The 14,839-nt window shown below is 41.8% G+C and carries 12 protein-coding genes; 3 read left to right on the top strand and 9 right to left on the bottom strand.

What is annotated here, in order from left to right:
* Positions 1 to 8 precede the first annotated feature (8 nt).
* Together JFY49_RS00060 and JFY49_RS00055 are read left to right on the top strand one after the other, a co-directional pair.
* The gene (locus JFY49_RS00060) at positions 9 to 920 is read left to right on the top strand and encodes a matrixin family metalloprotease (protein ID WP_200223402.1); all 912 of its coding nucleotides are present in this window, start codon (positions 9 to 11) and stop codon (positions 918 to 920) included.
* 119 nt (positions 921 to 1,039) lie between these two features.
* Entirely contained in the window at positions 1,040 to 1,417 is a 378-nt protein-coding gene (locus JFY49_RS00055) for a hypothetical protein (protein WP_171263258.1), read from the top strand.
* Positions 1,418 to 1,510: 93 nt separating this feature from the next.
* On the opposite strand, the gene erpA is transcribed toward JFY49_RS00055, so the two are convergent.
* The 4 genes from erpA to JFY49_RS00035 form a co-directional block, all read right to left on the bottom strand.
* Positions 1,511 to 1,846 (bottom strand): iron-sulfur cluster insertion protein ErpA, encoded by a 336-nt coding sequence (gene erpA, locus JFY49_RS00050; RefSeq protein WP_086176706.1) that lies wholly within the window; start codon positions 1,844 to 1,846, stop codon positions 1,511 to 1,513.
* A gap of 117 nt (positions 1,847 to 1,963) precedes the next feature.
* Complete coding sequence (locus tag JFY49_RS00045; protein ID WP_086197609.1) at positions 1,964 to 2,974, bottom strand: putative solute-binding protein; 1,011 nt, start codon at positions 2,972 to 2,974, stop codon at positions 1,964 to 1,966.
* Positions 2,975 to 3,207: 233 nt separating this feature from the next.
* Positions 3,208 to 4,218, bottom strand: coding sequence for a putative solute-binding protein (locus tag JFY49_RS00040; protein ID WP_086197583.1), 1,011 nt, complete (start codon positions 4,216 to 4,218; stop codon positions 3,208 to 3,210).
* A gap of 235 nt (positions 4,219 to 4,453) precedes the next feature.
* Positions 4,454 to 5,461 carry a putative solute-binding protein gene (locus tag JFY49_RS00035; RefSeq protein WP_086197584.1) on the bottom strand — a complete coding sequence of 336 codons (1,008 nt, stop codon included), beginning with the start codon at positions 5,459 to 5,461 and terminating at the stop codon, positions 4,454 to 4,456.
* 240 nt (positions 5,462 to 5,701) lie between these two features.
* Between JFY49_RS00035 and JFY49_RS00030 the strand changes: the two genes are divergently transcribed.
* Positions 5,702 to 7,636: an ATP-binding cassette domain-containing protein gene (locus JFY49_RS00030; RefSeq protein WP_086197585.1), complete on the top strand. Its 1,935-nt coding sequence runs from the start codon at positions 5,702 to 5,704 to the stop codon at positions 7,634 to 7,636.
* Positions 7,637 to 8,011: 375 nt separating this feature from the next.
* Here JFY49_RS00030 and JFY49_RS00025 read toward each other — a convergent pair whose 3' ends face one another.
* The 5 genes from JFY49_RS00025 to dnaA form a co-directional block, all read right to left on the bottom strand.
* Positions 8,012 to 8,395: a hypothetical protein gene (locus JFY49_RS00025; protein WP_086197610.1), complete on the bottom strand. Its 384-nt coding sequence runs from the start codon at positions 8,393 to 8,395 to the stop codon at positions 8,012 to 8,014.
* Positions 8,396 to 8,571: 176 nt separating this feature from the next.
* Positions 8,572 to 11,040, bottom strand: a complete 2,469-nt coding sequence (gyrB, locus tag JFY49_RS00020) for a DNA topoisomerase (ATP-hydrolyzing) subunit B (RefSeq protein ID WP_086197586.1) — start codon at positions 11,038 to 11,040, stop codon at positions 8,572 to 8,574.
* Between the two features lie 54 nt (positions 11,041 to 11,094).
* A complete protein-coding gene (gene recF / locus JFY49_RS00015) occupies positions 11,095 to 12,177 on the bottom strand; it encodes a DNA replication/repair protein RecF (RefSeq protein ID WP_180081884.1) in 1,083 nt (360 codons plus the stop codon).
* 27 nt (positions 12,178 to 12,204) lie between these two features.
* Positions 12,205 to 13,350, bottom strand: coding sequence for a DNA polymerase III subunit beta (dnaN, locus tag JFY49_RS00010; protein ID WP_180043243.1), 1,146 nt, complete (start codon positions 13,348 to 13,350; stop codon positions 12,205 to 12,207).
* A 109-nt stretch (positions 13,351 to 13,459) separates the two neighbouring features.
* Entirely contained in the window at positions 13,460 to 14,839 is a 1,380-nt protein-coding gene (gene dnaA / locus JFY49_RS00005) for a chromosomal replication initiator protein DnaA (RefSeq protein WP_086197589.1), read from the bottom strand.

The raw sequence follows: 14,839 nt of genomic DNA, 5'->3' as shown, positions 1-14,839 counted from the left end.
AAGCTTTTATGCGCTTAGTGCTACTCAGCCTGTTGGTCATATTTCTGTTCGGCATGACCTATCAAACCCGAAATCATCCCCAAGTTCGCCACAATACCCTGTTGGATCGTATTCAACATCCTTTCGATACCCGCTTACGTTACCGTATTGCTGAGGTTGATTCACGTTTTGGTGTTACTGAAAATGAACTGAAACAGATTAGCCAGCAAGCCACTGACATCTGGAAAGCGGGTACAGGCAAAGACTATTTTGTTTATGATCCCGATGCCCGGCTCACCATCCATTTAATTTATGATCAACGTCAAGACGAATCGGTGCAACGTCGGCAGCAATTAGGCCAGATTCAAAACAACCAGCAAGTGTGGGTCAATAAAAATCAACAACTGCAGCAATTTAAAGATGAACTAGACCGTACCAATACTCTACTCGATGCGAAAAAAGCCCAACTCAATATACAAATAAATCAACATAATCAATATATTGCAATTATTAATCAAAGTGGCGGAATCCCGGCTTCACAACGTAATCAGCTCATGCAGCAGCAAAACCAGTTACAACAGCACATTTTTGTACTGCAGCAGGAGATCAATCTTTATAACAAGAAAATTCAGCAACTCAATCTTCAGGTTGATGACCTGAATCAGCTTAATCAACAGATTGATAGCTCTGTAAAAAGCTTTAATCAGCGTTTTCAGCCACGATTATTTGATAAAGGTTCATTTAATGGCAAGCAAATCAACATTTATGAATTTGAATCCGTTGAGGATTTACGCTTGACGCTGGCACATGAATTTGGCCATGCATTGGGCTTGAAACATAATCAGGATCCACAAGCGCTAATGTATCCAGTCATGAAAGAGCAGAACCTGCAAAATTTCCGCTTGTCCGCTGCTGATCTTGCCCTGTTACAGGTGCGTTAGACTCAACTTGAGATACAATGCAAAAAAACCTTACTTTTTATAAGTCTATGAATAGTAAGATATCGGCAATCAGGCAAATTTCGTGTTATGGTAATAACCAGAAATGACAACAGAAACCTCTGGAGATGCATGTGAGTTACTACCATATTCTTATTGAAGTAAATGATCACATCAGTACGATTGAACAGACTCGTGATATTGAAATTTTTGATATTATTGAGATTCAACCTTATCTCCATTCCATTCTTTTGCCGTATTTCAATGAGCAACTGATTGAACTTGAAGATGAAAATATAGAATATAAAGATATTCTGCATTTGCAAGTCAAACAGACCCTGTTGCCTATTCAAGATTTGATTGAAGAAGAACAACGTTTACTGCCAAGCGATACCGATATCACCATTAGTGCTTATGAAATTTTTAACAATCGCGATTTAAGCCAAGATGTGACTACGGTTATTTTTGATATTCTAGAAGCGGCAAAACTGCAAGCCTAATAATTTAAATAGCTTGCAACAGCAATTTAGCAGGCTGAACTGCAATAAAAAAAGCCCCCATTTTTGGAGGGCTTTTTATATTTGATTATTCGATTAAATTGAAAAAGATGAACCACAACCACAGGTGGTTGTTGCATTGGGGTTGTGCACGATAAAACGTGAACCTTCCAGACCTTCTACATAATCCACTTCTGAACCGACAAGATATTGATAGCTCAGTGAATCGACCAGCATTTTCACATCGCCATTAACAAATTCAGCATCATCTTCATTCATGCTTTCAGCAAAGTTAAAGCCATAAGAGAAACCGGAACAACCGCCACCTGTAACATAAACGCGTAACATTAATTCTTGGTTGCCTTCGCTATCACGCAATTGGCGTACTTTATTCGCAGCATTGTCGGTCAACACCAGAGCTTGGGCATTCATGTGGGATTCCTCTGTTCAATTCAGCTGTCTTGAAATATAAAAGACCATATATTAAGTATAGCATACCCAATATATGGTCAGTATTTACAGATTTAAAGTTAAATCAGACTATTTTTCTCAAGATTTTTTATAATTTTCATCCTGCAGACTACATTCAAAATTCTTCGGATCTTGCTTACAACGGAATTGCCACAGTAATTTCATCATACGTTTATCATAAACGCCGCGTTTGGTTAAATCGACCCGCGACTCGCGCATCAATTTTTGATAGCCCACTTTATCTGCTTCAGGAATTTGCATCCAGTATTTTTGCGGAATATCGGCTTTCATTTTGCCTAAAATCCCGAAGGCACGAGGTAACTGGCTTTTCACCCATTCACGTGACTTTTGCCCATATCCTGCCGGAAATTTATCTGGACGGATAATCACATTACCGGTGACTTGTAAAATAGGATAATTCACAATTGCGCCCTTATTGCCTAAACCCTTATACAGTTCTAAAGGTTTAAATACGGCAGCAGGTGCACCAATAATATCCACCTGACCATTGTTAAATTTAGCGCCAAAATTGGTGACATCTGCACTAATCGCCTGTGCACCCACTTGCTGAACCATAATTTTTTGCGCTTCATCATAATCAAGCACGGCAATTTTTTTGCCTGCAGCTTTCGCCACGGTATTGATATTACGATCATTAACCATTAAAAAGGCATCGCCGACTGGAATCACACCCACCACTTCATATTTGCTATTCAGCATATGTTTGGCAAAAGTTGGATTGGCTAAACCCTGCATCACTTTTACTGCCAATTTTAAATCGGGAATCGCACCAATAGCATCCAGTGAACCGGTAAAATGGTTAAACTGACGACCGCGCATACCGGTCACACTGATCCCGTCACACTTTCCAGCTTTAAAATCTTCAGCGATGACTGCTTCATTTTGGCCTACACGTAATTCAATATCGGCACCCCAATTTTTGGCTGCCAATTGATAATCTTTCATCAGGGCAAAAACATCCCCACTTTTACCCACCAAATCAAATACGCAAATAACCTGTTTGGCCTGAGTCATACTGGTGACAGCACACAAACCCAGACCAAGCAGCAGTGTTTTAGAGCATGGCATCATGATTTTTTTCTTCCTTGTTTTATTATTTTATTCAATCTTGAATTGAATCGTTTTTGCTTTTTTTATTCATCAGCCAGCAGCCGACTTGAAGAATTGTTTTTGTGGCTGATAAAATTTTACTATTATTTTAAGATTACGCCTTTTTTTACTCACCACAATGGCAAAAATGACAAAATACTAGTAACAAAAAAGCCTAGATTTAATCTAGGCTTTCTTTTTAAAAATCAATACTATTCACCACCAAGTGAACATTCAAAATTGGCTTTATCGACAGAGCAGCGAGCCTTTTTCAAAACCCCCATCATGCCTGGATCATAAATACCGCGGTTGGTCATATCCATACGGCCTTCACGCAATAATTTTTGATATTTGGTTTTATCTTCTGCAGTCAGGTTCAATTTAAACTTGGCCGGAATATTGGCTTCCAGACGATTAATTAGGGCAAAACTTTTTGGTAAGTTTTTCACAAACCAGTCACGTGATTTTTGACCAAAGCCTGCCGGGAATTGGTCTGGACGGATCACAAAATCTGCGGTCACCTGGAGTACAGGGAAATTAAACATCGCACCATTAGAACCTAAACCTTTATAAATTTCTAAAGGTTTATAGGCATAGGCAGGTGCACCTACCATATCGACCTGTCCATTATTGAATTTTGCGACAAAGTTAGATACATCAGAGATCACCGCTTGCGCACCTACACGTTGCACCATAATTTTTTGTGCATCGTCATAACCTAATACCGCAAATTTTTTACCTGCTGCTTTTTCAATCGAGTCAATTTTTTTATCGCGTACAAAAATAAAAGCAGAACCTAAAGGTGAAATACCCGCCACTTCATATTTTTTGCCGCCTAAATTACTGACCATTTTCGGCGCATTACGTTTATCCAAAGCAAAAGTGATGGCACGCTGAGCAATCGCATTACTTGGTGCACCACCGAGAGCATCAATAGAGCCTACGAATTTATTGTATTGACGAGCACGCATCGCGGTCATAAACACGCCGTCACATTTACCGGCTTTAAAGTCATTATCAGCAACCGCTTCGTCTTGACGTGGAATAAGATTAATTTCTGCCCCCCATCCTTTGGCAGCCAATGCCCATTCCTGAGCCATTTGAAAAGATTCACCCGATTTACCCAGTAAATCAAATACACAGACATCGACTTTAGCAGCTTGTGCTGTACTCGCTAAGCCTACAGCAGCAAATGTTGTTAATGTGAAAATCATTTTTTTCATTATTTCGGTCCTTTTAGAATCTTGTTGTTTGACGAGTATCCGTTCACGCCACAAATATTAAGCAAGTTCATTCTAAAAAAATAGAGTATTTACTCCAATTAATCAGGCTTAAAATGCCAATCGTTTTTCATTTTTTTAAGTTAGCAATAAAAATCATAAACTTATGTAACAGCGATTTTTAGGTATAATTTATGAAATTTGCGCTATTTTACAAATGAATACAATAATGATGGATTTATTCACCGCTTAATGAACACTCAAAGTTGGTTCTCTCTACCGTACAACGGGCTTTTTTCAGCACCGTCATCATGGTCGGTTCATAAATTCCTTGCCTAGTCAGGTCTAAACGTCCATCTCGTAATAATTTTTGATATTTATCATGATCTTCCTTAGTTAAATTGACTTTATATCTGGCGGGAATTTCCGCTTCCAGGCGTTTCACCATAGCAAAGCTTTTCGGTAAAAGTTTTACGAACCAACTCCGTGACTGATCTGCAAAACCTTCAGGAAATTTCTCCGGGCGAATCACCAGATCGGCAGTCACATTGACGACCGGAAAATTAATCATTGCCCCGCTAGAGCCTAAACCTTTGTAAATTTCTAGCGGCTTAAAGGCATAAGCGGGTGCCGCAATCATATCGACTTCACCATTGTTGAATTTCTTCACAAAATTAGAAATATCAGCCATCACCGGCACTGCACCAATACGCTGGACAACAATTTTTTGCGCCTGATCATAGTGCAGAATGGCAAATTTTTTACCTTGTGCCTTCTCTATAGAATTAATTGATTTATCACGTACAAAAAGATAGGCAGTACCAATTTGCCCAATTCCTGCCACCTCATATTTCTCATTGGCAATGCTACTGGTCAGCCGCTTTTTATTACGTTTGTCCAACACAAAAGCAATGGCTTTTTGTGCAATCTGATTACTTGGAACGCCACCAAGTGCATCAATTGAACCGGCAAATTTGTTATAGGCGCGGGCACGCATTGAGGTCATGTAAAAAGCATCACAGACACCGACCTTAAAATCTTTTTCAATTTTGGCTTCGTCTTGATAGGGCATTAGATTGACCTCGGCTCCCCAGTTTTTACTGGTTAAGGCCCATTCTTCAATTAATTTATAAGACTCACCTGCTTTCCCAAGTAAATCAAATACACAGATATTCTGTTTTGCCTGCGCTAAGCTGGAAAAACTCAAAAGTGTGAGCATAGATAAAATAAAAGTCTTTTTTTTCATGATGTGCCTTATTCTTTTTCGCTTACTTATCTTAGAAAATTACTATAATTTTGTTTTTATACTAAAAATAGAGCTGCTGAGGCCTTTCTGACGAAAGGCTGTTTTTTTGCACAATTTGTCACATTTTTATTCATCTACTTAAAATCATGCTTTTATAAAAAAGAATCATGCACTGCCTTTTTCTTTTCTGAGTGGCTTCCTTTAGAATACGCACATTATTCTTCTCATTTAGATATTTCAATGATTCAGTTAGATCAACTTTCTATACGTCGCGGTGGGCGTGTTTTATTTCAAAAAGCGTCTATGCAGCTACATCCAGGATGGAAAATTGGCCTAACCGGTGTCAATGGTGCAGGAAAATCGACCCTGTTCGCCGCATTATTGGGTGGCATGGAATCAGATGGCGGTTCTTTGACCCGTCCTGCTGCCTGGACGGTGGCTCATATGGCTCAGGAAATTAAAGCGCTGGAGATGAAGGCCATCGATTTTGTCCTGTCTGGAGATGAAGAATATTGGGACATCCAGCATAAACTGGAACATCCTGAAGCCCTTAATAACGATGAGTTAGCACATTTATATGGCCGCTTTGACGAAATTAATGGCTACTCTGCTCCATCAAAAGCATCACAATTGATGGCCGGTTTGGGCTTCTTTGAACATCAGTCACAACTGGATGTTTCCAGTTTCTCGGGTGGCTGGCGCATGCGTTTAAATCTGGCCCGCACCCTGATGAGCCGTTCAGACTTGCTGTTACTGGATGAACCGACAAACCATCTCGATTTGGATGCAATTTTATGGCTGGAAGACTGGCTAAAAGCCTATGAAGGCACCCTGATTTTAATTTCGCATGACCGTGATTTTCTTGATGCCGTTACCGATCATATTTTACATATCGAAAATCAGGAACTGATGCTCTATACCGGAAATTATTCTACCTTTGAACGTACACGTAGTGAACGTCTGGCACAACAACAACAAGCGTATGAAAAGCAGCTTGAAACACGGGCACATTTACAAAAATTTATTGATCGCTTTAAGGCCAAAGCCACCAAAGCCAAACAGGCACAGAGCCGGATTAAACAATTAGAACGTATGCAGGAACTTTCTGCTGCACATGTAGATACACCATTTACCTTCAGTTTCCGTGAACCGACTAAAATGAGCTCACCTCTGCTGCAACTGGAACATGCAGATATTGGTTATGGTGACAAGCTGATTGTAACCAATGTCAATTTGCAAATAACACCAAGCAGCCGGATTGGTTTACTCGGGATGAATGGCGCCGGTAAATCGACATTAATCAAATCTTTGGTCGGTGACCTGAAACTGCTCAAAGGAACACGCAAAGATTCCGAATTACTGAATATTGGTTATTTTGCCCAGCATCAAATGGATGCCCTAGATGGTAGTGCCAGTCCAATGCTGCAATTATCACGAATCGCGGACAAAAAAATCAGTGAAGCAACTTTACGTTCATTCCTCGGTAGCTTTGGTTTTAGTGGCGAACGTATGGACACCCCAAGTGAAGGCTTCTCTGGTGGTGAACGTGCGCGCCTAGCTTTGGCTTTAATTGTATGGCAACGTCCAAACGTATTGATTCTGGATGAACCGACCAACCATTTGGACCTTGATATGCGTCATGCCCTGACCATGGCTTTACAGGACTTTGAAGGTGCTGTGGTGTTGGTATCGCATGAGCGTCAATTGATTGCCAGCGTCTGTGATGAATTGTTATTAGTCCACAATGGTCAATGCCGTGAATTTGATGGTGATTTGGTTGCTTATGCAGACTGGTTACGTCAGGCACGGATTGACCTCATGAAAAATGGTCAGAAACCTGCTGAACCCGTGAAGTCACAAGTAGAAGTAAAACCGGCAATTTCAAAACTCGATAAAGAAGCTCAACGTAAAGAAACTGCGCGCCGCCGTGAACTGAGCCGACCGATTCGTAAAAATATTGAAAAAAATGAAGCACAGATCAGCAAGCTGCAACCCCGTTTAGCTGAAATTGAAGTATTACTGGGTGATGCGGCAATATATGAAGCCAGTCGTAAAGATGATTTACTCAAGCTGATGAATGAGCAAACTCAGTTAAAAAGCCAGCTGGAAACGGCGGAAGAACAGATGTTAGAGTTAATGATGGAATTGGAAGAGCTGGAAAGTTCTTTTGAATAAGGCATTTTTCCATTCTTAAGTAAAGCTAAAGTGACGTTTATTTTATGATCGCAGCACAATATTTAAGGTGTGCTGCGATTTTTTAATTTTTCTACACAACCATTCTATTCTACACAACCACTCTATATAGCCATTCTACCCAGCTATGACAAGCTATTTTAAATCAAACAACATGATCAGGTTTTAAATTCAAAAACCCTCTTAAAATAAATTTAAATTCAAAATCTGCTTTTAAATTTAAAAAATTTATCCACAACCACTTAAAATTCAAGTTTAAATTTAAAATAAAATATCGCCTTATGCTATGGATAAGTTAATTTTTACTCTTTTATTGAGCTGAAATGGCAGCTTAAAAACTTATCCACACTATACTCGTCATTTTAAATTAGTTTTTTGACTTATCCTGAGCTGTTTTTTGCGTTTTAAAAACCTGAGTTCAATGATTTTCCAGGCGCTCTCATTGACCCATAATTCCCGAATTTGTTTATGATTCTGCAAGCCAATCCAGACCTGGCAATGCTTTAAATCTTCATCATAATCAAATTCTTCAAACTCAACTGCGAGTTTTTGCGGCTTCCAGACACCATTTTTCACGGCATGAGCAATGCGGTCATAGCGAACAAAATTGCTTTCCACGCGACCTTCCTGCTCGTAGACCACTTTGAACTGTTCATGTTCATACTGAGCCAGCACCTCATAATTTCCGCTAAAAAAGGCCTGAGTCCAGATATCGCGGATCTGTTCCAGTTCTTGGTCCATAGTGCTCACCTCGTCATATTGCATGATGATTTCCTCTTTATTTGGAATCATCATGACAGAGGAATACGTCATTTTAATAAAAACAAAGATGGCTAAAAATTAATCGAATTAAAATAAAAACAGCATAAAAAAAGCATCCCGAAGGATGCTTTTTTACAATTTCACTCATCAATGCATCAAGCGTCAATATCCGCATTTAAGGCATTTTCCTCAATAAAGGCACGACGCGGTTCCACATCATCGCCCATCAAACAGGAGAACATGCGGTCTGCCTCAATGGCATCGTCAATGGTCACCTGCAGCATGTTACGGTTTTCAGGATCCATAGTCGTTTCCCACAGCTGTTCCGCATTCATCTCACCCAAACCTTTATAGCGCTGGATCATCATGCCGCGACGTGAGTCAGATAAAATGTGCTGCCAAACCTGATGGAAGGTCGACACCTGAATCTTGCGATCACCTTTCTGCAAATAAGCGCCTTCTTCAAGCAAGGTAAACCAGCTCTTCGAATTTTGCAGTAAACGCTTGTATTCACTTGAACCGAGCAATCCGGTATCCAGTAAATAATGATGCGGCAAGTTGTGCACATACACCGTTACACGTGGCCAGTAATGCACCACTTTGCTACCGTCTGCATGTTCTTTCTCAAACACTTCAAGCGTGATTTCAGGACGTAAACTTGGTTGATACGTTTCAATAGCAGCACGCAACTGTTCAGACCACTGTTTCACATAGTCTTCATCATGACTATGGTCTAACTTGAACGCATCTAGGCCCAGTAAACCATCCAGCAAGCTTGCTGGATAACGTAGCGTTAAACGCTGCAAGCTCTTTTGTGAAGTCTGATAGTCAGCAATGACTTTTGCTAAAGACTCACCACGAATCGCAGGTGCATCGGCGCTGACATGCAGTTCCAACTCATCAATTGCGTTAGAAATCAGGTAAGTCTCAAGCGCATCATTATCTTTAATGTACTGCTCTTGCTTGCCTTTTTTCAGTTTATATAACGGTGGCTGTGCAATATAGATATAACCGCGTTCTACTAGTTCAGGCATTTGACGGAAGAAGAAGGTCAACAGTAGCGTACGGATGTGCGAACCATCAACGTCAGCATCGGTCATGATGATGATTTTGTGATAACGTAATTTGTCCGGGTTGTACTCTTCACGACCAATACCACAGCCCAACGCTGTAATCAGCGTACCGACTTCCTGACTCGAGATCATCTTGTCGAAACGTGCACGTTCTACGTTCAGGATTTTACCTTTCAGTGGCAGAATGGCTTGCATCTTACGGTTACGGCCCTGTTTGGCAGAACCACCCGCAGAGTCACCTTCGACCAGGTACAATTCAGACAATGCCGGATCTTTTTCCTGACAGTCCGCCAGTTTACCTGGCAAACCGGCAATATCCAGCGCACTCTTACGACGGGTCATTTCACGCGCTTTACGTGCAGCATCCCGCGCACGTGCAGCATCGATAATTTTTCCGGCAATCGATTTTGCTGCTTGCGGATTTTCCAGCAGGTATTCCGAGAATGACTTGTTCATCGCCTGCTCTACAGCAGGTTTCACTTCACTTGAAACCAGTTTTTCCTTGGTTTGTGAAGAGAATTTAGGATCAGGCACTTTTACCGAAACAATCGCGGTTAAACCTTCACGTGCATCATCACCCGATACAGCAACTTTCTCTTTTTTGAGCAAGTTTTCGCTTTCCATATAGCTGTTTAAGCCACGGGTTAAAGCAGCACGGAAACCAGCTAAATGTGTACCACCATCTTTTTGTGGAATGTTATTGGTAAAACAACGCACGTTTTCTTGATACGTGTCATTCCATTGCAAGGCAACTTCTACACCAATGCCATTGTCTGCTTGCACAGTAAAATGAAAGATATCATTCAGATGGGTTTTGCCCTGGTTGATATATTTTACGAATTCAGACAAACCACCTTCATAATCAAACACATGTTCTGCATTGATACGTTCATCACGTAGCACAATACGCACACCGGCATTCAGGAATGAAAGCTCACGCAAACGGCGCGCCAAAATATCAACATTGAAAATAGTTTGACTAAAGGTCTCGGCACTTGGCCAGAAACGAACAGTAGTCCCGGTTTTGTCGGTATCACCCACGACTTTGAGTGGATAGACAGGATCACCATGTTTATATTCTTGTTGGTGAATATGACCGGCTCTGTAAATGGTTAATTCCAGTTTGCTCGATAAGGCATTGACGACCGAAACACCTACACCATGCAAACCACCAGAAACTTTGTAGCTATTATCGTCAAACTTACCGCCGGCATGCAGAATAGTTAAAATCACTTCAGCTGCAGATACGCCTTCTTCAGGATGAATATCTGTCGGAATACCACGACCATTATCGGATACGCTGACTGACTCATCTTCATGGATGGTGACCAGGATTTCGTCACAGTGACCTGCCAAAGCTTCATCAATGGCGTTATCGACCACCTCAAACACCATGTGATGCAAGCCTGAGCCATCGTCTGTATCGCCAATATACATACCTGGACGCTTACGCACAGCATCGAGGCCACGTAATACCTTGATACTAGAGGAATCATAAGCTTTTTCATGGGTTGGTTCTGTTTGAGAAGCAGCTTGATCTTCTGAACTCATGGTTTCTCCCTAGTGAAATATAGGTCTATCCAAAGATGGGTAAAATTTAAAAAGTTATTGCACAACAACCTGAACTTGACCATTTTCAACTTTGAATAATTGATATGAAATAGACAAATCATGTAAATGTTTTTTGACCGATTCATGTTCTAAAGTGGTAATAAAAACTTGACTACCCAGCTGGCTTAATCGCTCAATTAATCGTCGTTGTGCAGTTAAATCTAATTCTGCTGTCAGATCATCTAATAATACCACAGTTTCCTTATTACAGGCATGTAGCATTGCAATCTGTGACAGTTTTAGAGCCATAATCAAGAGCTTTTTCTGACCGCGTGAAAGCACCACATCAGCATCGCCCAACGTTGTTTTTAAACGTAAATCGGCACGATGTGGACCGTATTCAGTATAACGGCGATCCACATCTTTCTGATGATGCACAGTCAGGTCATGCAGCAAGCCCTGTTCGGTATGAAAGCCAGGCATATATTCCAGTTCAACCGCAAGATTGGGTAGCAAGTGCTGCAAATCCTGCTCAAAATAAACTTTCCACTGCTCGACAATGCCGCTACGCTGCGAATTCAGCATTTCGCCATATTCAGCCAACATTTTGTTCCATGGTTCCAGATCATGCAAACCGAGATTTCTGCTCGATTTCAACAAGCTGTTACGTTGCTTTAAGGCACGTGCATAGTACTGCCAGGCATGATAAAAATCCGGTTCCACGTGGAACATCAGCCAATCCAGCAACTGCCGGCGCGGTTTGGCACCATAATCGATAATGTCGGTACTTTGCGGATCAATATGCTGTAAAGGCAGTATTTTGGCCAGTTGACCTTGGGTCGCGATATGATCGCCATTGACCTTAATCAGCTGTTCACCGGAGAGCAGCTTTTGCATGCCAATTTTTTCCGTTGCCGATTGTGCAAACACAATCGCATCGCTGGTTTCATTCTGAATATAATTTTTCGGGATATGGGTACGAAAAGAACGCCCGGTCGCCAGCAAATGAATGGCTTCCAAAATCGAGGTCTTACCTGAACCATTTTGCCCATAAAAGACATTAAACGGCTGCAACTCATGGAGTGCAACCGTCTTTAAGTTTCGAACACGTTCTATATTTAAACGCGTAATATGCATGGTTAAATCTGATTCAATATCGGTAAATTAAACACGCATTGGCATTACAACATAGGTCTGGTCCTGTTGTGCCGGATCATGCACCAATACCGACTGATTCGCTTCAGTCATGGTCATCGATACATCTTCACCATCTAACACACTCAGCACATCAAGCAGGTATTGGGCATTGAAAGACATTTCCATCGGTGCATCTGCATACTGAATGGCTAAATCTTCAATCGCTTCATCTTGCTCTGGGTTATTGGCACGCAGCTGCAAAGAATCGGCACCAAAATTCAGGAACACGCCACGTAATTTTTCATTACTGAGAATGGCCACACGTTGCAAGGATTGCTTGAATACATCATGCGCGATCAATACGTTTTTATCGCCACCACGTGGAATCACGCGACGGTAATCCGGGAATTTTCCATCAATCAGTTTAGTCGTGAAACGAACGGTAATATCGCCCTGCTCTTTATCACGACTCGGGGTACTAATGGTCACATTTAACAGTTCACGACCAATCAATAAAGACAATTGCTCATCTTCAATGCTAAGCAGACGCTGTAATTCTGCTACCGCTTTACGAGGCACAATCGCCTGAATCGGCTGAGTTGCAGTAGATTGTGCAACCGTTTCACACAGCGCTAAACGGTGACCATCAGTCGTTACAGCACGCAATTGATTTTGGTCAATTTCAAGTAAGGTACCAGTTAAATAGAAACGGACATCCTGCACAGCCATTGCAAAAGCCGTTTTTTCAAACAGTCGTTTTAACTCGCGCTGAGTCACGGTCACTTGCGTACCTTGGGCATTTTCAGTACTTAACAATGGATAATCTTCAGCTGGCAAAGTACCCAGTACAAAGCGGCTATTCCCTGATTTTAAAATACAGCGATCTTCAGTAATTTGCAGGTCAATCAATGCCGCGGCAGGCAAGGATTTACAGATATCCATCAGTTTACGTGCAGGTACAGTGGTTTCACCTGCCTGCAAGCAAGCCCCTTCAGCCAGTGTGGTACTGGCCACCAGTTCCACTTCCAGATCGGAACCGGTAATGGTCAAGGATTCATTGTTTACTTGAATTTTTACGTTAGACAGAATGTTTAAAGTATGGCGACGTTCAACCGCTCCTACGACATGTGACAGAACATTAAGTAAGCTTTCTTTCGCGATTTTCAAACGCACGGTACATTCCTCTAACAACTGAAGATGAAAATAAATAAATGTGTTTTTTAGCAGTGTACTATGCGGCAGAATATGCCGCATTGCAAGAATAGAATTTGATCAAATCAGATCAGCTTTGCAACAGCCGTTGCAGGTTTTTATAGTCTTCATTAAAGATCGGATCTTGTTCACGCAGACTGATGACTTTTTCACAGGCATGCATCACGGTACTGTGGTCACGACCACCAAAGGCCATGCCAATTTCGGGGAAACTGTCCCCGGTCAGTTCACGTGCCAAGCCCATGGCCAGCTGACGTGGACGGGCATAAATCCGGGTACGTTTGGGACCGACAATTTCCTTTAAAGGAATACGGAAATATTCACTCACCACCCGCTGGATATTTTCAGTACTGATGGTACGGGCACGAATGGCCAGCACATCTTTTAACGATTCACGTACCACATCCAGATCGATCGGTGTGCCTTTAAAACGGGAAATCGCCACCACTTTGTTCAGCGCACCTTCCAGCTCACGAACATTGGCTACCACTTGCTGGGCAATAAACAGGGCACAGTTACGCGGCAACTCCACCCCACTGCTTTCGGCTTTTTTCAACAAAATTTCAATTCGGGTTTCAATATCCGGTGGTTCCACCCCGACCGATAAGCCCCAGGAAAAACGTGAAACCAGACGTGCATCCAGTTCAGTCAATTCTTTGGGATAACGGTCGGAAGTCAGGATAATCTGTTTTGATTCATCCAATAGCGCGTTAAAGGTATAAAAAAACTCCACCAGACTGGCTTCTTTACCGGCCAGCAAATGAATATCATCCACCAACAACAGATCAAGCGAGCGGCAATTCTTTTTAAACTCTTCCACTTTGCCTTGCTGTAAAGAGCTGACAAAATCTTGTACAAAACTCTCGGCCGTCATATACATCACCCGTGCATTGGGTTTGGCCTGTAACAGGGCATTACCGACAGCTTGCATGAGATGGGTTTTACCCAAACCGGTCGGTCCGTATAAAAATAGCGGGTTATGCTGTGAAGCCCCCAACTGGGTTAACACTTTACGGCAGGTTTCAGCTGCCATCTGGTTGGAACGGCCTTCAACGAATAGTGAAAAAGTAAATAAGGGATTGAGTAAACGTTTACGGCTGTTTTTACTGCCCGTTTCATCTTTTTCTTTTTTCGGTTTGGAAACAACTGCCGGAACAGATTGCAATGCAGCCGTGGTGGTTGCTGGCTGTTCATTGGCTGACAAGATTGCACCCGGACGTGAATCCACCAGAATCTCGACTTTACGTACCCGGCCTTCGGACATCTGTTCGGCCAAAATCGTAATCAGCTCCAGATGATGTTCCTGAATATAGCGGGTCCAATACGGATTGGGTGCATAGAGTCTTAAAGTATCGTTCAGCTCTTCAGCAACCAGAGGGCGAATCCACATGGTAAAGACATTTCCCGAAAGCTCTTGTCGCAAACGAGTTAGACAGTCTGTCCAAAGCAT

Source organism: Acinetobacter sp. CS-2 (genome assembly GCF_016599715.1).
GTDB lineage: Bacteria > Pseudomonadota > Gammaproteobacteria > Pseudomonadales > Moraxellaceae > Acinetobacter.
Note: the sequence above shows the minus strand (reverse complement) of the source record. Positions and strands in the feature narration are given on the sequence as shown.